17 protein-coding genes and 1 tRNA gene are annotated in these 17,738 nt (G+C 60.1%); 8 read left to right on the top strand and 10 right to left on the bottom strand.

All coding sequences use genetic code 11. From position 1 onward, the window contains the following. Positions 1–401 precede the first annotated feature (401 nt). Positions 402–1,358 carry a reverse transcriptase domain-containing protein gene (locus ACZK0Z_RS09060; protein WP_049404474.1) on the top strand — a complete coding sequence of 319 codons (957 nt, stop codon included), beginning with the start codon at positions 402–404 and terminating at the stop codon, positions 1,356–1,358. Further along, positions 1,355–2,695, top strand: coding sequence for an ATP-dependent nuclease (locus ACZK0Z_RS09055; RefSeq protein WP_478449560.1), 1,341 nt, complete (start codon positions 1,355–1,357; stop codon positions 2,693–2,695). Before ACZK0Z_RS09060 ends, ACZK0Z_RS09055 begins: the two co-directional genes overlap by 4 nt. Before the next feature lie 50 nt (positions 2,696–2,745). Here ACZK0Z_RS09055 and ACZK0Z_RS09050 read toward each other — a convergent pair whose 3' ends face one another. After that, positions 2,746–3,096: a helix-turn-helix domain-containing protein gene (locus ACZK0Z_RS09050; RefSeq protein ID WP_065428242.1), complete on the bottom strand. Its 351-nt coding sequence runs from the start codon at positions 3,094–3,096 to the stop codon at positions 2,746–2,748. A gap of 111 nt (positions 3,097–3,207) precedes the next feature. Here ACZK0Z_RS09050 and ACZK0Z_RS09045 point away from each other — a divergent pair, with 111 nt between their 5' ends. From ACZK0Z_RS09045 to ACZK0Z_RS09035, 3 genes are all read left to right on the top strand, one after another. Further along, a complete protein-coding gene (locus ACZK0Z_RS09045) occupies positions 3,208–3,984 on the top strand; it encodes a hypothetical protein (protein ID WP_049404478.1) in 777 nt (258 codons plus the stop codon). Between the two features lie 68 nt (positions 3,985–4,052). Further along, the gene (locus ACZK0Z_RS09040; protein WP_049404480.1) at positions 4,053–4,364 is read left to right on the top strand and encodes a hypothetical protein; all 312 of its coding nucleotides are present in this window, start codon (positions 4,053–4,055) and stop codon (positions 4,362–4,364) included. Continuing rightward, the gene (locus tag ACZK0Z_RS09035) at positions 4,361–4,699 is read left to right on the top strand and encodes a hypothetical protein (protein ID WP_235643257.1); all 339 of its coding nucleotides are present in this window, start codon (positions 4,361–4,363) and stop codon (positions 4,697–4,699) included. The genes ACZK0Z_RS09040 and ACZK0Z_RS09035 overlap by 4 nt, the downstream gene beginning before the upstream one ends. A gap of 454 nt (positions 4,700–5,153) precedes the next feature. Here the strand turns inward: ACZK0Z_RS09035 and ACZK0Z_RS09030 are convergent, their stop codons facing one another. The 4 genes from ACZK0Z_RS09030 to ACZK0Z_RS09015 are packed head-to-tail and all read right to left on the bottom strand — an operon-like array spanning position 5,154 to position 8,286. Next, on the bottom strand, positions 5,154–5,618 hold the full coding sequence (locus tag ACZK0Z_RS09030; RefSeq protein ID WP_087786581.1) for a hypothetical protein: 465 nt from the start codon (positions 5,616–5,618) through the stop codon (positions 5,154–5,156). A gap of 38 nt (positions 5,619–5,656) precedes the next feature. Further along, positions 5,657–7,159, bottom strand: coding sequence for a site-specific integrase (locus ACZK0Z_RS09025; protein WP_235643259.1), 1,503 nt, complete (start codon positions 7,157–7,159; stop codon positions 5,657–5,659). A gap of 54 nt (positions 7,160–7,213) precedes the next feature. Then, positions 7,214–7,495, bottom strand: a complete 282-nt coding sequence (locus ACZK0Z_RS09020; RefSeq protein ID WP_459004523.1) for a hypothetical protein — start codon at positions 7,493–7,495, stop codon at positions 7,214–7,216. Then, a complete protein-coding gene (locus ACZK0Z_RS09015; protein ID WP_006375262.1) occupies positions 7,492–8,286 on the bottom strand; it encodes a M15 family metallopeptidase in 795 nt (264 codons plus the stop codon). Before ACZK0Z_RS09015 ends, ACZK0Z_RS09020 begins: the two co-directional genes overlap by 4 nt. 256 nt (positions 8,287–8,542) lie before the next feature. On the opposite strand from ACZK0Z_RS09015, the gene ACZK0Z_RS09010 reads away from it, so the two are divergent. The 3 genes from ACZK0Z_RS09010 to ACZK0Z_RS09000 all read left to right on the top strand — a co-directional run bounded on the left by ACZK0Z_RS09010 (position 8,543) and on the right by ACZK0Z_RS09000 (position 11,604). Continuing rightward, a complete protein-coding gene (locus tag ACZK0Z_RS09010) occupies positions 8,543–10,303 on the top strand; it encodes an adhesin (protein WP_106468503.1) in 1,761 nt (586 codons plus the stop codon). 176 nt (positions 10,304–10,479) lie between these two features. Beyond that, on the top strand, positions 10,480–10,935 hold the full coding sequence (locus ACZK0Z_RS09005; RefSeq protein ID WP_006375340.1) for a GIY-YIG nuclease family protein: 456 nt from the start codon (positions 10,480–10,482) through the stop codon (positions 10,933–10,935). 78 nt (positions 10,936–11,013) lie between these two features. Beyond that, entirely contained in the window at positions 11,014–11,604 is a 591-nt protein-coding gene (locus ACZK0Z_RS09000; protein WP_032971082.1) for a hypothetical protein, read from the top strand. 4 nt (positions 11,605–11,608) lie between these two features. Here ACZK0Z_RS09000 and mobF read toward each other — a convergent pair whose 3' ends face one another. The 5 genes from mobF to ACZK0Z_RS08975 form a co-directional block, all read right to left on the bottom strand. Continuing rightward, on the bottom strand, positions 11,609–14,437 hold the full coding sequence (mobF, locus tag ACZK0Z_RS08995) for a MobF family relaxase (RefSeq protein ID WP_006375342.1): 2,829 nt from the start codon (positions 14,435–14,437) through the stop codon (positions 11,609–11,611). Between the two features lie 64 nt (positions 14,438–14,501). Further along, on the bottom strand, positions 14,502–16,388 hold the full coding sequence (locus tag ACZK0Z_RS08990) for a helicase HerA-like domain-containing protein (RefSeq protein ID WP_006375344.1): 1,887 nt from the start codon (positions 16,386–16,388) through the stop codon (positions 14,502–14,504). Then, entirely contained in the window at positions 16,366–17,187 is an 822-nt protein-coding gene (locus tag ACZK0Z_RS08985; RefSeq protein WP_224481860.1) for an ankyrin repeat domain-containing protein, read from the bottom strand. Before ACZK0Z_RS08985 ends, ACZK0Z_RS08990 begins: the two co-directional genes overlap by 23 nt. 50 nt (positions 17,188–17,237) lie before the next feature. Further along, a tRNA-Tyr gene (locus ACZK0Z_RS08980) sits at positions 17,238–17,324 on the bottom strand. 151 nt (positions 17,325–17,475) lie between these two features. Continuing rightward, complete coding sequence (locus tag ACZK0Z_RS08975) at positions 17,476–17,679, bottom strand: hypothetical protein (RefSeq protein WP_032971083.1); 204 nt, start codon at positions 17,677–17,679, stop codon at positions 17,476–17,478. Between the last annotated feature and the right edge of the window lie 59 nt (positions 17,680–17,738).

Here is a 17,738-nt window from a genome sequence, read left to right as displayed (position 1 = left end):
CCCTACGCGCATAACGCACAGGTGTAGCTACATATCGGCACCTAAGTCATGTTCTTTAGAAAAATTTTGATGAAACCTCGGAGGGTAGCGTTTAGTCATATAGCCGTTACCGATATGTCGCATGCATTGTTATCGGTAGAGGATACAATGCCGGACTATCTACGTCAGGACGACGTGATGGGACATGGTCACACCCACTTGCGCCAACTCGAAATCTATGCTAAGTTTCTCGCATACCAGCGACTAGGAGTAGCTCCGGTCAACCGTCTGGTCCCTAGGGCGTTTCATCAATTTACGCATGCCCGGTCGAAGGCTCACGCCCGACCGGGCATTTCGTATGTGCAGCCCGAACGTAATCGGCTACGCTTCGCTTCATCCCAAGAAGCGATAGGCCGAAACCAGTGATCCCGCAGCCGCTATCTAAGCTGTTCGACGCCATGTTTCACGGCAAATATCGGTTTGAAGAGTTTTTGACCCTTCATCCCCAAGACAACTACACTCCAGTTCCTTGGAAGCACCGCACAATCTACAAGCCTTCCAGCACGCTCAAGGACTTCCATGTCTTTCTGAGTCGGGTCGTCCTGGAGCACCTACCACTCGATACGTCGGTTTCTTTTGCTTACCGCAGAGGCGCGACCATCATCCAAGCGGTCGAACCGCACGCGAAGAGCCGGGCATTTTTCCAAACAGATCTGGAACGCTTTTTCGACAGCATCACCACCGCGCTGATTCGCAAGGTGTTGGCGGAAAACCAGACTCCAGTGACTGATTTACAGGATCACCTGGAGCACATCCTCAATCTCTTAACTGTCGAAGGGAAGCTGCCCATTGGCTTCTCCACCTCCCCCATTCTAAGCAACGCCTGCCTCCTGTCTTTCGACCAGAGCTTGGCACAGATCAGCAAGACGCGGGGATGGATTTACACCCGCTATGCAGACGACATAATGCTGTCGGCAGACGATCGAGCCAAGCTCTCAAACGCTGACACTGTCATAGAGGACTGCCTTTCTGCTGAGATCGGCGACGATTTCCGCCTCAATCCCGCCAAGAGCAAGCTGACAACTGTCGGCCGGAAGGTCAAGCACTTAGGGCTGGTCATTCTTCCGAGTGGAGATGTGTCTGTCGATCGTGAAGTTAGGAATCGAATAGAGTCTTGGATTCACTTCTACCTGCGAGACAGGGCTAAGTTGCTCAAGATATTTGAAGAGACCCCCAATCAAGGGATGGAGGAGGGGTTGGAGCGCCTTAGCGGCCTCGTCAGCTACGCTCATTCTGCGGACCCGGCTTATCTCGAAAAGCTGAGAAGCAAGTTCGGCACCACCGTCATTGACAGCCTTCTGCACAGGTCTGCGCAATGAGCCGCCTACAGGTGACGCTGGACGCTATCCAGCACGTCGCTCATCTTCACTTAGACGCGGATCTTTCCACGAGCGGACTGATGTGCCTGGTCGGCCGAAACGGGGCAGGAAAGACGACCTTGGTTAGGGCGCTTCGGAACCTCTCGAACTCAGACACGTTCGTGAGAACAGCAACGCCTTACGCGTTCTCGAAGGGGAGCCGCATTGTCTATGATTTGGACGGCGAACAGGTAACTTTTGCCTACAACGACGTTGTTCGCTCTCTCGACTGTCGTGAGAAGATCCCCAAGGAGCTACGCGAGCTAATTGCTGCCGAACTTCCGATGCCATACGGGGCTCGGTTCAACTACTTCAGAAGCGCCAGCGAGGCAGACCAAGACATTCGGACCGCTATTGCGCTTGGAACTTATGACCTCCCAGATGAGCTTATCTCGTTTTTGAACGCCGTCTACGAGACTCAGCGTTACTCAGCAATGGTCGAGGTTCGACTCAGGGGGAAAAGCTACTACGCTCTCGTCAGGGAAGACGGCACATATGTCCGAGAGGATTATCTAAGCTCTGGGGAGCACTTCCTAATCAATCTCTTCCGGACGATCAAGGGTCCCTCAAAGCTGCTGGTGATTGACGAGATTGACCTTTCGCTAGACGCAGCAGCCCAAGCGAATCTTCCAGGCTGGCTACGCGGGTTCTGCGAAAAATACGACCGCAAGATAATCTTTACAACTCACTCCCTTGCGCTTATGCAGCAGCTAGAGATTGAAGAGCTATTTTATATGGAGGAGCAAAATGGTGGCGTCTCGATCACGCCCACCTCTTTCAGCCAAGCGATGCTGAAGCTGTTCGGCTTTATTGGATATGACCGATATATCGCAACGGAAGACAAGAAGCTCATAGCCCTGATCCACCATCTAGTCAAGAAGTATTGCCCAACCACCCTACTCAGCTACAAGGTAATATACATCGGAGGAGCATCTCAGGTCGCAGGCTTCATCGAGAGCAACGATACAGATCGTTTCTTAGCTGCGCCGGAAAGGGTAATCGCGATCCTCGACGGCGATCAATGCAAAGAGAAATACGCTCAGAACGACCGTATCCATATGATCCCCCTGAAGAGCGTCGAGAAAGCACTCTGGGCAGCTAGGCAAGAAGATGCAGCGTTTCCCTTCGTCACCGAGCGAGATAACTTTACAGGTGACAAAGATTTTGAGAACTATTTGAAAGACAAGAAGATTGCCACACAAGAGCAGATTTTCGATTACCTAATCGCAAGACAAGAGGCAGATTTTCAATCTATTGCTCGAGTCTTGACTGACCTGCTGCCACCGCCGCATGTCTGATGCTATTCGAGTCCCATAAGGGCGACACACTTCAAGGTGCTACCCCCGCACTACCCCTCACGCCCCCGCAAGCTGTTTCGGGCGAAGTCGCGCATCTGCCGCAGCAGCTCCTCCTGCGCCCCTTCCGGCAACTGTGACATCAACAAGATGGCCTCAGCCATCGGCTCACTCACCGCGTGGAAGTAAGCCACAGGCAGCTCCAACGCCTCTGCTAGCTTTGCCATGCTCTCGTTGTCTGGCATCCGGTCCCCTCGCTCGTATCGCGAAATCCTAGGAGCGGCAGTGTTCTCCTCCTCCAGGCCCAACACCGCTCCCAGCGCGGCCTGCGTGAGACCCTTTCTCAACCTAGCCTCTCGCAAGCGACGGCCGAAGGTGGATGCGGGAGGAAGCGCTGCGGGCATGAAGAAAACCAACGGATGCTGAATTGACCCGCTAGTCTGCCGCTTCCAATCTTGCCCTGCATTTGCCATATTTGCAAACGTCGCCAGACGGGCGGCTTTGCAGGGGTTTTCATGAAGAAGAATCGGACGTGGGCTGCCGCTGGACTGGCCACCGCGCTCTTGCTGACGGCATACGGAGTTGGTGCGCAGACCCATACGGAGCATGAAGAAGCACCCAACAGGCCGGGCTTCTTCCGGCAACTGGGGAAGAGCCTGAAAGATGCTGGCGGCCAGATGATTGGGGTGAAGCCCACTGGGGCCAGCGGAGCTCAGTCTGCCAGCTCCGGTGCCATCTACACCCCGGTCAGCGGGGCCGGAAAGATTCAAGGGCTCTTCATGGGTGACAACCACCAGTTGGCCCAGCAGGGACGGCTCGACTGGCCCCGGGTGTCGCTGACGTTCCAGGAATGGGGGGCGTCTCTGCCCTGCTGGACGATTGAAGCGCGTGTGTGGACCAGCCCCTCCGCGTCGACCACGGAAGTGTTCCGCACCTGCGCCAACGCGGCATTGACCGAGGTCGACGACTTGGGCGACATGGCCGAGCTCAACACCGCCGCCCTGTGGAAAGGCAGGGATACCTTGACTGGCGTTCGGGTGCCCTCCAACAAGGCCAATACTGGGGCCAGTCGGTCTACCGGCCCCAACCCGCCCAGCCAGCCGTTCGTCCTCAACGTGAGCCGACCAGGTGTGTCTGACAAGGCCGTCGACGTGGCGCTTCGCGTGGCCTGGGTCTCTGGGTTCATTCGGACCGCCGACCTGCACCCTGGGGCTTCCGGGATCCTGACGCCCTTCAAAGATTCGAGGATGTGGCTCGCTGGCTTCAAGCCGGAAGGCAACCGAGACCGCTAAGCCGTCTCTTTCTCCACCCGTCTGGGGCGGCCTACCGCCGCCCCATCATCACCCTCAAGGATTGAACCATGAACGCAAGGTCTCCCCTGGCCGGCTTGGCCGTTGCACTGACCCTCTCGGCCTGCGGCGGACCGCCCTCCAATAATGATGCAGAGCGGGCCTTTGCCACTCTGTTGGAGGAAAGCGGGGCCGGACGGGTTGGCGACATCCGCGACTTCGAACTGACCGGATGCGTCGAGGCCCAAGACATGGAGGGCTACCGCTGCGACACCAAGGGGAGAGTTTCCATCGATATCGGTGGCCGCCAGGTGCCCATTCCGGTCAGCAAGAACCTTAGGTATGCGAAGGAGTCAGGGAGCTGGAAGGCCTACGCCAAATGAGCGTCCCTCCCCCTCTTATTGACCAGTCGCCCCCTGCTCGGCGCAAGCTGATGACGCCACGAGACCGGTTTTTCTGGTGGTATTCCTTGAGCTTGCTCTTCCTGGGACCTTTTGGGTTCGTCGTTGGGCCAGTGGTGGCCCAACGACGCACACGGAAGGTAGGACGCCTCTACCCGGCCGAGGCCCGCGTGGCCCAGGCGCGGGACAAGGGCTTTGCGTGGTGGCAGTGGTGGGTCATGACCGTCCTGACCCTGATGGGCGCTGCTGGAGCCTTCGCTGTCCTAAGCGGGCTGCCGATGTTCCTTTTCGTGCTTTACGCACAACTGATTCAGTAGTTCTTGCAAGTTGGAGCTCTCCGACTTTGCCAGAGAGCCGCCACACGATCGCCCCTAGTCAAAGCCGCCCGAGGGCGGCTTAATCATTTAGCTCGGATCCGGTCCATTGGCGAACCCTATCCCAATCGCTATCTAAGATTTCTGGACTGGGCACGCGGAGCAGACCTTGCAACTTGACATTAAAACAAATACGCATAAAAGGAGGACCTACAAGCCACGAGCCGAAAAATGAACATTGAATTGTTCTGGAATCAAGCCTTCTTAAACTGCCTCGCGCGACTTCCCGCAGAAGAAGCCAAGGTAGAAGCGGACAGGGCAACTGATATGTGCATCAGCCATTGGCAGAGCAAGGCCTCTGAATATTCACCGGACAATGCCACCCTGTGGCAGGACCAGTTAATAGGAAAGGTGCCTGTGCTCATTGCGGAGTATCATAATAGGCGCACTGGCAACGTTACGGCTTTACGCCCGGCGCCTTCGGAATCTGGCGGGGCGTCATCGCCCAGGTAGCTAACTCTTGCTCTGCGAGTGCATCTCCAACCGCTTCCGTGAGATTCGTGCGCGTGTAGAGGGCAAGACCTCCTTGCTTTCTACGAACAAGAAAGTTGACCGGAATAGGAGCCAGCGATCCGCCAACAAAGGCAAGGATCTCAACAACCTCAACATCCGCGCTGAGGCTAAAAAACCTCGATTCCGCGATCTCAAAGAATGTTTCTTTATTTATTTCCACCTGTCTCCGGACGCGCGGCAGGTCTGTGATCACACTAAAGCGCCGCGCAACAGCGCGCGCAGTTGCTTTGGGCCCCTCAAGCACTTCCGTCTCACCGTGTATAGGAATAGCCACCGCCAAGGAGCGAGCGGAACCAGCCTTTACCACAAGGGAAAACACAAACGCATCGAGCTTTGACGTATTCGACATCATGACTCCAAATTTAAGATTTTGACTAAACGCTCAGACTATGACGAGCGGCCACTTGTGGATCCGGATTGGTGAAAAAGCCCATACCCAACTGTGTCCAAACCGCGGGAACCGGGCCCCATACCCCTGAGCTTCTCCTTTGCCGTAAACTCTCGACTGTAAGTTGAGTGGTGCTCGTCATCGAGCTCATGCCCTACGATTTGCGCCCTCAGCTCAGAAACTACACCAGCTCCCTGCAGCTCCTGGATAAACGTCTTCCTGAGCGAGTGAAACCCGCGCTTTGCTGGCTCCCAACCTTTCCCCACCTCGGCCAGATGCCGACTGAAGGCCTTGGTGATCCAGTTGCCCTGCCCGTTCACGGCGGTGGCCTTCGCGGCTGGGAAGAGCCTGCTTTCACCAGCCTTCCGCTTATCGTCCACCCATTTCAGGAAGCCCATCTTGAGCAGCTCAGGATGGAGGGGCACCGTCCGAAGGCTCACTTCCGTTTTAACTTTCTGATGCTCGCCTTCGTCCGATACGCGGAGGCACGGGATGCCGTCCTCTTCGAACACGTCTTTGATCAGAAGCTGGCCAACTTCCGAGGCCCTGGCACCTGTGTAAAGACCAAGGAGCGAGGCCCAGCGGGCCGACTCTGACAGCTTGGCCAAGGCTTCTGGCGCGAACAGGGCATGGATCTGCGCCCTATCGTAGGCCTTGAAGCCCAGTTTCTTTCGGGCACGCTTCTCACGTTGGGAGTAGCTGACATGGCCGCTGGCCGGGTTGTCACCACGGGGATAGTGCCCCGAGGCCATGGCCCATTCGAAAAAGCCACCTTTGCCACCGATATAGCTCTGCTTGTTCGTGAGCGTTGGCGTGGAAGCGCCCTTCTCGCGCATGTCCTGATACCAGCGAGCGAGATCGGACCGGGTGATGGCATGGACCTTGGCCTTTGGACCCAGGAATGCCACCAGCGCCTCGATCGCGGTCTTCTTGATGGTGTAGGTCTTGGGCAGCGTTGAGCCCTTGAGGGTCGCCAGGAACGCGTCCCGAGCCCTGCCCAACGTCATCGTTTCAAGTGCAGGCACTGAGGCTTGCCGCACAGGGCTGGCCTGGTGCGATGCTCCGAATGAGTTGAAGGCGGCCACTGGGAGACGCGGCTGGGCGGTTGCCCCACCCCTTGCTTCCAGCTCCATCAGCTGCCGATAGAGCTTCAGGTCCTTCGGGCTGTCGATCTCCCACTGTTCGGTCACCGTCCCATCCGGTTGGCGGGTTCGGTTGAGCGTCAGTTCCTGAAGGTTCTCGGCGCTCGTCAGTCGAGCAATAAGCAGGTCAGCGTCCGATTTGCTGAGCTTGGCCACGCGTTGATCCTTCAACTGTGCGAAGAGCCGAGCATAGCCCGCCCCAAGCACGACTGCACGCACGTGTGCCTGGGCGAGGTCTTTGGTCTTAAGAGTCCGCTTGATGAGCCGGCAATCGAGCACGGCTTGAAGATCGACAGGGACACGCTGGACGAACGACCAGCGGCCGGTGGAAGACCGGCTCAAATGATGGGGGATGCGCATGCGAGTGTTTCCTCTGCATGCTTCCTGCTTTCCAATCCGCAAAAACCATCGATTTCAATTAAAAATCAATGGCTTAAGATCGATTGGCGGAGAGAGTGGGACTTCCTTGAGAAGTGCCCTCACCCCTTGGACGGCTTGGGTTTCACGAATCTGGGAGGTGCCCTTGAATGTGCCCACGATGAGCATACCCCTTGCGGTGCAACGGATCCAGCCGTTTTTGCCGCCCTTGGGATCGCCAATCTCGATCTTCTCCAAACCGGCGCGATCAGGGCAGATGACCCGTTCGCCCCCACTCTCCGCCGAAAAGGGAAGCAATCCGGTGGACCGCTTCCTCATGTGTGCCTCAGGGCAATTGGGGCCATGGGACAGGACGCCTCAGCAAACGGTTCTGGACGGAGTCCTTTCAACGGCGGCCTTACGCCATAGCTCCATGGCCGGCTCACCGTCGCCCACGACACACTGCAAAGCACGGATTCGCACGCCCAGTCCGGCGCCAGCTCGGAATCGACGCTCCAGGCCCAACGGGGTGCTTTCGGTGCGTCAGACACTGACTCGGCCTTGGCAATCACTGTTTGCAGCGATCGGCGGGGGGCAGATCCGCCACGAATGGCTACCAGGCACTCGCTGCGCATCTCGACGTGGGGCATGTCCTTGAAGCTCTTCCAAGCCCCGCCCCACCTCAATCCCGCCTGCTGGGCGAGCTCACCGAAGCGTTGGTAGCCCTGCCGCACCTGCTCGTCCTTCAGGTCCCAAGAAGGGCGCCCGCGCTTGTAGATGACCATGTCCGCGGCCCAACCGTGGTTGTGGCAGCTGCTGCCTGGCCCCACCTGGGTCACGCCCTTTTGGCTGGCGAGCAGCTCGGCCTGGCGCTGTTTAGAACGGTAGCCCTCCATCAGCCGCAGGTCGTAGCCCTCGTCCTTCATCTGCAAGGCGATGCGTTCCAGCGCTGAGCGAAGCTCGGGCTGGACACCGTCCCACTGCGGGGCGTCTTTGTGGCGGTGGAACAGGCGTTTGAAAAACCCAGGCTTCTTCCCGTGGACCTCAACGGAATCGGTGGCTGGCGCGTGCGCGTGGACCAAGACGGGTGCGCTGGCCAGTGCGAGCGCGAGCAACAAGCGTTGAAACATGAGTAGGCCTCCTTACTCACATGAGCGATACACCCATGCAAGCGGAGAATCGAAAACGCGCAAGGGGGCTTGCGGAATTTTTTCCCTGTCGTAGAAGAACAGGGGTGGGGAAAAGTCGGCCCCACCGCTTCCTGGCGCACCGGCCCCTCCTGCCGTTGCGCCGGGAAGTTTCGTTGGGGGGGGGCTTGCGCATTCCAGGATCTGATCTATTCGTGAGTGCACACGCTCACTCATTTCAGACCCAGGAGGCCACCCCATGAAACGCTCCCTCATCCACTGCGCTTTGCTGGCAGGCCTTGTTGCTGGCACGGCGCAAGCCCAGGTTCAAGTGGGCAACGGTGCCGTTGCCACCAAACCCGAGACCACTGCGGTAGGCGACCGCGCCCAATCGTTGACCGTTGGGGCCACGACCATCGGGGCGGACGCCCTCGCCGACGGCGGGATAATGGTGGATGAAAATGGCGTTCCGGGTGAGTGCCTGGGGGCCACTGCGGTGGGCAATCGCGCCACCGCTCGCGGATGCCATACAACCGCTCTGGGGTTCTCGAGCGAAGCGCAGGGCTCAAATGCGCTCGCCATTGGCTCTCGCGCACAGGCATTTGCGGTTTACGCCGTCGCCGTCGGACCCCAAGCCCAAGCCACCGGCGATTCCGCGGTGGCCATTGGCGGGCACAGCCTGGCCAGCGGGATCACCGGTGTGGCCATCGGCTCTAGTGCCCGCGCGCTCGGGGATGGCGGGACCGCTGTAGGCTCAACCGCAAGAGCCGATGGAAACGGCGCGGCGGCTTTCGGGGCCGGGGCGAATGCTCAAGGCGATCGCAACCTCGCGTTGGGCGCCGCATCCCAGACCGAGGGCGAAGGTGCATCCGCCGTGGGGCCCGGTGCCAACGCAACCGCCGACTTTGCCGGCGCCTACGGTTACAGCGCTGGCGTTGCCGGCGAGGCCGGCACCGCCGTGGGTCCATGGGCACAGGCGTTTGCGCCCTACTCTGCCGCCTTCGGCGCGTCTGCCACGGCCAACGCCACAGAAAGTGTGGCATTGGGGCCCCGTGCCGTGGCCAACGCATGGGGATGCGTGGCCGTGGGCGCCAACACCACGTGCGATGAAGAAGACACTGCAGCCTTTGGCAACCGCCGCTTGACCCAAGTTGCCTTGGGCAAAGCGGACGACGACGCCGTGGCCGTCAGCCAACTGCGGACCGCCGTGGAAACCTTGGGCGCTGGCGCCTCCATGGTGAACGGCTTGATCGTGGCGCCGAACTACCAGCTGAGCAGCGGTAACAACTACACCACCGTGGCCGGTGCCATCTACGATCTCGATGGGCGCGTTCACCAGCTGGAACAAAACCCTGGCGGCGGTGGTGGCACCCCCGGTCCACAGGGCCCCACCGGTCCGCAAGGCCCAGCAGGCAAGGACGGTAAGGACGGAGGAAGCAGCACCACGGTGGCCGGGGCCAACATCGAGGTCACTGACAACGGGGACGGCACCCAAACCGTTGGCTTGAAAGACAACGTTGGACTGTCCGAAAAGGGCTCGGCCCAGGTGGCCAAGGCCATCCACAACAGCGACGGCTTCACTGTCCAGGGCGGTCCATCGGTCACCAGATCCGGGATCAACGCCGGCAACCAGCGGGTAACCGGGGTGGCAGCGGGGGCGATCGCCGCAGGGTCCACGGACGCGATCAACGGTGGCCAATTGTGGGATTACCAGCGGCAGCAAGACGACCGCTGGAACCTGACGGACCGCCGTTTCCGCCAGCTCGACAAGCGGGTGAGCGGTATCTGCGCCATGGCCCAAGCCAACGCCCAGATGGCCACCTCGACGTCGGCCATCCATGGGGAGAACCGCAACCGCTTGGCCGTAGGCGTAGGTGGCTGCAGCGGCCAAGCCGCCATTTCCATCGGCTACACCCGCGACGTGACCACCCCACGCGGATCCCCATCGGCCTTCTCGATCGGGGTTTCCCGCAGCGGGCAGGACACGGCCATGGGCGCAGCCTGGGCCATCGGCTGGTAACGAATGTCAGCAGCGAAAAGGAGGTGATCGTGTCTCGGCAAGGGCCCTTCGGGGCCCTTGTTCGTTGCCAAGTGCTTACATGAATGCCTATAGGCGTCTCGAACCCTTCGCAGCAGGCTTGCCAACTCAAGATTCTGATCTATTCGTGAGTGGGTCGTTTTACTCACGGAGAGACCATGCCCCACCGCCACAACCTCGGACGCAGCGAGAAGTATCACGCACTGCCCCGCACCCTTTACGCCCTGCTGTTCGACGACGGGGGCTGCTACATCGGCCAAAGCTCGAACCCGCAGCAGCGGGAGAAGCAGCACCGCTCCCCCAAAGGCGGCTGGCACCGTCCCTTCCGGTTCCATGCGCTGGAGGTGGTGACCGCCACCAGGGCGGAAGCCGAAGCGTATGAGCAGGCGTGGCGGGTGAAGGCCTCCCGGGAGGGGTGGCGCATCTACGCTAAGCCGCCAGGGATTGTGGTCAACCCCCACCGTCGGGCAACGCCCCACGTGCGATGGCTGGCCCATCAGCGGCGGTGGCAGCTGGGAACACCGGTGAAAGCCCCTTCCGAATGCGTGGGGTGGTGGCCGTGGGTAGTGGCGGGGACCAGTGTCTTATTGCTGGCCCGCTGCATCACTGGGTAAACGTAGACGCCATTCCCCCGTTGACAAGTTGAACGACTCTTGCCTCAGAATGGGCTTTCAAACAAAGCACCTAAAAAAATGAAGACCACCCCCAACGTTTACATCATCGAATCCCTTTATCCGAATGATGAGGGCAATGGCCGGTTTGAGGGTGTCTTCTTAGCTCAGATTCTTCGTCTCCACGGGAAGGAGACCAAGTATTCGTATGTCCGCACTCGAAAGGAGTTCAAGGCAGCAGTTCGAGATTTCAGGGCCTCAGGATACAGATACCTGCACATCTCTGCTCATGGGGACAAGAACGGCATCGACACGACCAATCAAGAAGGAGTCACCTATCAGCGACTGGCTGAACTTCTGTCTGGCATCCCAAAGAACTGCCGCCTATTCATGTCCTCATGCGAAGTAGTTCATGAAGAATCCGCTGAGGCATTGGTTACCGAGGGCAGATTCCGCTCGCTTCTTGGCCCGCGAAATCGTATCAAGTTTCACGACAGCGCAGCGACATGGGCCGCCATCTACCACCTCATCTTCAAAGCGAAATCAACATCCATGGCGGACTCAAGGATTTCTACCATCATGAAATCCATCATTGAACTCTATGCGGTCAATTTCGCTTTCTTCACAGAGACTGATGACGGGGAAATCGAAGACCGACTGGCAATGGACTAACCATTCAATGGTTGTGCACTGCGCCCCGATGCTTTTCTACCGGCACCTGGGTTTGCGATTTCAATCCTGCCAACAACTCTTCCACGTCCTGGACCAGGTTATGCACCGGGACGGCCTGCCTCTTGGACAGTCCGACGCTCAGCGCCATTTCTTTGTGCCGTTCGGTTCCCAGCCGTTCGGCCAAGCGATCCATCACGTTGTCCGTCGTATACATGCGGTAGCTGCCTTTGGTGAGGCGGGTGAACGCCACCAAGGCAGACTGCTGGTCGAGCATGCCCATGTTCGTGGCCAGGTGGTAAACCTCGGATTTCCCCTGCCCCTGCGCCTTGTGAACGGTCATGGCATACCGGTGGGCCAAGGCGTTGTGCTCGCTGGTGTTGAACTTCAGGATGCGCCCGTCCTCTTTCGGGTTCGAAGAGTCGATGCGCACCACCAGGTCGTAGCCACCGGATTTGTCCTTCCGAATGCTCTCCACCGTGCCCTCGGTGCCGTTGATGACGCCCAAGTCGTTGTTGGTCGCCGTGAACATCACACGGTCGCGGCGTGAGAGCGTCAGGTCCTCCCACTGCCCTTTCACGATCGAGCGGAAGGTGAATTCCTCCTTGTCCAGCACGCCTTGTTCCTGGAGCCCCTTTCGGATTCCTGTGGTGAGCGCCTTGACTTCAGAGCGCGTGTGGGCCAAGACCAGCTTCTCGTCCATGGGCGTCTTGTCTTTCAAGTAATCGTCCACCAACGCTTTGATGGCCTGCTTGTCCGTGCCGAAGTCGTCGATGCAGTCGCGTTGCTTGAGGTTGTTCAGGATTTCTTCGCCCATATGGAATGTGCCTTGGCGGCTGCGGTGCCCGCGTCGCATGTTCTTGACCTTTCCCTCGGCGTCCCGCTCGTAGAAGCTGTTGGCGGTGGTCAGGTCATCAGCGTTCTTCTGCCGGCGGATTTCGGTCAGTTTCTTGTCCCCCAAGGCCATCTTCGCGAGCTCAAAGCCGTTGCCCGCAGCGATGGGCTGAAGCTGGTCACTGTCTCCCTGCATGACAAGCTTGGCGCCCACCCCCTGGCAGTAGGTCATGAGTTTCAAGGTGTCATCGGTGGCCACCATGCCGGCTTCATCGAGCACCACCACGTCCTTCTTCGTCAGAGCAACCTTGCCCTGCCGGATCTGGGAAAAGAACTTTGCAACAGACATGCAGGGCATCCCGGACTCTTCTTCCAGCTTGGCCGCGGCTTTACCCGACACGGCCAAGCCCATCAACTGCTTTCCTTCGGCTTCGAAGCACTGCTTGTAGACCTCGGCCACGGTGGTCTTGCCGGTGCCGGCCAACCCCGACATGACCCCCACACCGGCCGTGCCGTAAGTGAGGTGACCGATGGCGGCTTTCTGCTCCTCTGTGAGGGTGAACCCCTTTCGCTTTTCGTAAGCGGCGATCTCCCGATCCACGGTGGAGCGGAAAAGCTTCAGGTCCGTCTCGCTCTCTCGCTCCTTCGAGCGGCGGATGATCTCGGCCTCCAATTCGACCATCCAGGTGGCGGAAAAACGGTCCTCACTGTGCCTTCGTGCCAGCCTAGCGCCACGGTCCTCTTTGTGGAGGTATTCGGGTTTCACGCGCACCAGATCGTCCTGCTCGGTGAACTCTTTCACCATTTGGAGAACCTCTTCCGAGTTCTTTTGCCCGGCGAACTCCATCCCCAACTCCCGGACCAGGTTATGCTCGCAGAACATCGCCTCGTTCTCGTGCATGCGCTTCAAAACCTCGTCAAACGTATGCGGGTCCAGGTGCTGGCCTTTCGTCTGCTTGAGCGACTGGGTGGTGGGAACCAGCTCCGGGTGCTCTTTAGCGATGTTGGACAAGGTTTGCTGCCAGTCCTTGACCACCTGCTCGAAGGGCGGTTCTTCCTTCTTCTTGCGGGTGGCCTTGCAGGCCTCGTCGTGGCTGGCGTTGGGGTGTTCTTTGACGTAGTCCAGGATTTCCTGGCGGCGGGTCTTCATCTTAAGCACCAGCTCCCGGTCGATTCCGGCAATCGTGGTGAGAATCTGGCCCGTCTCGTGCCCCATCACGTCCACCTCCCGTTCCCGCTGGATCCCATAGCCCAACGCTTTCATTGCGTTGTAGAGCTCGGCCTTGTAGAGGTGATCCGCAGCGCGGGTGTGACGATAGATCTCAATTGCGTCGTAGGTGCCCCACCGACCGTCCTCGCCCCTCGAAACCCCGAACACAAGATGATGGGTGTGCAGGTCGGATTCCACGTTCCGGTTGCTGACGTGGTCGGCGGCTGCCCAAACCAATCCCGCCGTGCCTATAACGTCTACGCCCGCTTCTCCGCGCCGGGTCTCTACCTTGCTCTCGATGTAGCGCATCGCGACGGCGCAGGCCTGGCGGTGGGCCTCCAGGATGGCCAGCTTCTCGCGATCATCCGCCAGCGCGAACGCCACGCTCACGTCCCCGGGGGCGGAAATGGTCAGATCGAACCCCACCCGATGGCCCCCCTCCCACTTCTCCATCGGCTTGCCGTCGTCGTCCAACCGCACGTTTCCCCAGCGATCCGTTTTGATAACCAATTGGGGCTCCTTGCCCGCGTTTTTGCACAACGGCCTTCCGGTGGGAGAAAAGCCCTTGCCAAGCTTTTCCATCACCTCACGGGTGACCGGCTGCCCTTCCAGGCCGAGTTCGGCGGCGAGCTTGCCGCCCCAGTTGAGCGTCTGCCGCGGATCGGGACCGCTGCCGGCGTAATAGGCCACGGCGCTGTCGATGGTCAGGCGCTCGGTGGCCAGCATGTAGTCGAACATGTTGCCACTGTGCGAGTTTTGGCCCTTGGCATTGATGGGCGTGCGATTGATCATGGGGCTCCCCTAAAGAACGTTGACTGTTCCAAGGTCCCAGAAAACGGAGAGTTGGCAAGGCCGCTCACCGCTGGAAAAGCGCGTCGATTTCCTCCGGTGTCATGGTCAATACCCGCTGCACCGCATCGATGCCTTCGGCGGTGGTTGGGAAGGCGGACGCGCCAGCGCTTGCAGGGGACGCGGCCGGTGATGGCCCTTCACCCTCGACCACCGGGCCAGCTGGCTTGGTGGTCCACGCAGCGGCCACCTGCCCCTCGCGAACCGTTGGGTGGCTCTTCCCGGGCCATGTCAGCAACAGCACGTCCCCACCCATCTGCACGATCGCCTCGATGCCCCACGTCTCGGGACCGTAGCGCTTGCCTTTTCGGAAACCCAGCCGATCGGTGAGCTCACCGCTGGAAACCAACGCGCGGCTTTCTTCGTGGACTTGGGCTTTGTCCTCGTGCCCACGCCAGGCGATTTTTCGCTTGCCGAGCTGGCTGGCCAGCTTGTCCCGGGTCGCCCCCATTTGCACTTGGCACACCACGTGGGTCCCCACCAGCGACGAGAAGGCCTGGGCGGTCTTGTCCCCATAGACCAACTCAATCTGGGAGTGATCCTGGACCGCCATGATGGCCACCACTCCTTTGCTGCGTCCCAACGCCAGCAAGGGATCGATGTTCAAGCGCCCGGCGCTGGTCAGCTCGTCGAACACGAAGTAGAGCCCACGCCCGCCCTCGTTGTCCGGCAAGCCTGGCCCAATGAGATCCGGCACGGCCACGTTGATCATGGCGGCGATGTAGGCCTTCGTCAGGGTTGGGTCCGGTCCGGATTGAACGATGACCTGCTTGCGCCCGTTGTAGTCGTCCCGTATCCACTCGGTCATCGAGAAACGGCGCTTGCCAACCTTGGGCCATGCGATGGCCAGATCGTCGATAAGGCGGGTGAAGCCCCCCAAGGAAGACAGCACGCTGGACGTGGTCTGGCTTTCCGGGTCACGCACCAGTGCGGCGCCGCGGGGGTAATGCGGGCGCATGCCTGCGGCCATCTCCGCGGCCGGACGGCGCACCACGGCCGCCAGATCGCGCCACCCCCACTGGCCAGGCCGGGTGTTTTGGAGCTCGCGCACGCACCCAATTAACAAGTCCTGGGCGGCCATGCTCCAGAACTTTGCGTTGCCGTCGCCCTCCGGGATGATCGAGGCAGCGAACGCCGCCGCTTGGGTCGGGGTCCGCACGTCGGCGGCGACGTCCCACACGTGGGAGCGCGCATCGAAGGGCGACACGATGATGGGCCTTTTGAAAATCGACGTGAAATCACCCTTGATGTCGTAAAGGAACAGCTTTGCGTCCCTCTTTCGCGTCAGTTGTTCCAGGATGTGCTTGAGGATGACGCTCTTGCCCGAACCCACCGAGCCGGTGATCAGGACGTGGCGCGCCCAATGCTTTTTAGACAGCAACAGATCGGGGTGGAGGGACAGGGCGAAGGGATCCGCCTCGGCTTCCTTGGGTGTCATCAAGCGGTGCCGGGCTTCGTCCACGGCCTCTTTTCCTTCCAGCAACCGCGGTCCGGACAGGTGCCAGGTGTTGCTCACCGGCTCGGTCGCCTTGAGGAACACCCGCAGACCGAGGCCCGCCGCCAGCAGAAGCGACACCCCGATCCGGGACCATGTCGCCACTGGGTGGTGGTAGGACACCAGTTCGATGAACTCCCGTGCCGGAGCACGTGCCGAGATGCCAGCGGTCAGGAAGTGAAAAGCGGTCACCAGACCACCTTTCAAAGCATCGGCGAAGCGGATGAGCGAGCCATCGGGATTCGGCAAGAGCCAGGCAACGCCCATGCTCCCCACGTAGGCCAAGCCAAAAACGAATGCACCGGCAAGAACGGCGCGGTGCCAGTATCGGACCGGCTGGGAAGGCGCAACGCTGCCGGGCACGTCACCCAGCGCGTCAAAGGGCTTGGGTTTGCTCATGTCGGTGCATGCGCGTTGGGGTCCGCCCTCGCCACCCTGGCTGCTCAGGATTGGCGCCGTGGGCCATCAAGTGGAGGCAGGCCCGGGCGTGCTTGTGAAGGGCGGCAAGGTGGAGCGGTGCCCACCCGTGGCCGTTGAGGGCCGCCACATCAGCGCCGGCTTGGACCAGCGGGGTGACCAGCAAGGCGCGACCAAACCGGGCCGCATGATGCAGTGGCGTGTTGCCGCTGGCATCGGGCAGCCGGGCGTCCGCGCCCATGCCGATGCAGGCCAGCAGTGCTGCTTCGTGGCCCGCCCGGGACGCCCCCACGAGCCAGCCCTGCCATGGTGCGTTCTCCCGCAACCGGTTTGCATCGGACTGCCGTGCCCGCGCTTCCTCCACCGCCATCGCCATGCCTTGGAAGAGCGAGACGTGCTCTGCCATGGACAACCCAGCCACCCTCTCTGCCAAGGTGCTGTAAACCATCGGCTCGTCACGGTCTGCCAAGCGCCTCTCGTAAGCACGCACCAGGTTCTGGGTGGACGCCCGCGTGGGCGCGTCGAACCCAAGCCTATGCAAGCCCCAGCGCAGGTCCACTTGGGGCACATCATCGTGCTTCCGCTGGCGGACCTGCCAGACCAGATCGCCCAACCGACCCTCGACAGGGGCAACGCTCAGGGCGTGGGCACGCGCCAACACTTGCGAATCGTGAAGGCCTTTGGACGCATCGGCTTCGCGCGCGAGCGCGCCCGTCAAGGCCTCCGCTCGCTGGAGGCCCAGGGGACGCAAGAGGCGCAACAGGGATTCTTGGGTGTCCATCCCCATGGTTGTAGCGTTGAATCGCTGGCCGTCAAGCCAACACGCAGAAATGGTGGGTCAGGCAGGACTTGAACCTGCAGGGGAGTGAACCAGCAGTTTTACAGACTGCCCCGGCTTCGTTACCGGACTACTGACCCGAACGCTAAACGCTGTCGGGTGGGCCAAAGACGATCCAACCCAACATGTAGAAAATCAGCGCGGGGTAGAACCAGAAATCAAACCCATCCCAGTCAAACCGGCGCCAACGCTTCCTGCACCTTGCACGCAGCTTGAGCCAGCGCCGGCTGCTCACCGGAAGGAAGTCTGGACCACTACCCCGATGGTCACAAAGCCCGCCACCGCCATGGCCACCACTTTGAGCAGAACCGGAACGGCCGGGGGGTAGACGAGAACAGCCGCTGCGAAGGCCGCGGTCAGCAGGAACAAGCTGGTCAGCAGTGGAACCGCGTTTTCGAAAGCGAAGTCTTTGAGGGCATTGAACAACGTGGACATGGTGGCTCTCCTTTTGGCTTTATGAGTAGGTCTACCTACTCTTTACAAAACCAGTAAAG

The sequence above is a fragment of the Stenotrophomonas sp. 116085_Sma genome (assembly GCF_056479585.1).
Note: the sequence above shows the minus strand (reverse complement) of the source record. Positions and strands in the feature narration are given on the sequence as shown.

Coding starts and splice junctions, on each gene's coding strand:
- ACZK0Z_RS09055 (WP_478449560.1), top strand. CDS start 1,355: ATGAGCCGCCTACAGGTGACGCTGGACGCTATCCAGCACGTCGCTCAT.
- ACZK0Z_RS09050 (WP_065428242.1), bottom strand. CDS start 3,096: ATGCCCGCAGCGCTTCCTCCCGCATCCACCTTCGGCCGTCGCTTGCGA.
- ACZK0Z_RS09045 (WP_049404478.1), top strand. CDS start 3,208: ATGAAGAAGAATCGGACGTGGGCTGCCGCTGGACTGGCCACCGCGCTC.
- ACZK0Z_RS09040 (WP_049404480.1), top strand. CDS start 4,053: ATGAACGCAAGGTCTCCCCTGGCCGGCTTGGCCGTTGCACTGACCCTC.
- ACZK0Z_RS09035 (WP_235643257.1), top strand. CDS start 4,361: ATGAGCGTCCCTCCCCCTCTTATTGACCAGTCGCCCCCTGCTCGGCGC.
- ACZK0Z_RS09030 (WP_087786581.1), bottom strand. CDS start 5,618: ATGTCGAATACGTCAAAGCTCGATGCGTTTGTGTTTTCCCTTGTGGTA.
- ACZK0Z_RS09025 (WP_235643259.1), bottom strand. CDS start 7,159: ATGCGCATCCCCCATCATTTGAGCCGGTCTTCCACCGGCCGCTGGTCG.
- ACZK0Z_RS09020 (WP_459004523.1), bottom strand. CDS start 7,495: ATGAGGAAGCGGTCCACCGGATTGCTTCCCTTTTCGGCGGAGAGTGGG.
- ACZK0Z_RS09015 (WP_006375262.1), bottom strand. CDS start 8,286: ATGTTTCAACGCTTGTTGCTCGCGCTCGCACTGGCCAGCGCACCCGTC.
- ACZK0Z_RS09010 (WP_106468503.1), top strand. CDS start 8,543: ATGAAACGCTCCCTCATCCACTGCGCTTTGCTGGCAGGCCTTGTTGCT.
- ACZK0Z_RS09005 (WP_006375340.1), top strand. CDS start 10,480: ATGCCCCACCGCCACAACCTCGGACGCAGCGAGAAGTATCACGCACTG.
- ACZK0Z_RS09000 (WP_032971082.1), top strand. CDS start 11,014: ATGAAGACCACCCCCAACGTTTACATCATCGAATCCCTTTATCCGAAT.
- mobF (WP_006375342.1), bottom strand. CDS start 14,437: ATGATCAATCGCACGCCCATCAATGCCAAGGGCCAAAACTCGCACAGT.
- ACZK0Z_RS08990 (WP_006375344.1), bottom strand. CDS start 16,388: ATGAGCAAACCCAAGCCCTTTGACGCGCTGGGTGACGTGCCCGGCAGC.
- ACZK0Z_RS08985 (WP_224481860.1), bottom strand. CDS start 17,187: ATGGACACCCAAGAATCCCTGTTGCGCCTCTTGCGTCCCCTGGGCCTC.
- ACZK0Z_RS08975 (WP_032971083.1), bottom strand. CDS start 17,679: ATGTCCACGTTGTTCAATGCCCTCAAAGACTTCGCTTTCGAAAACGCG.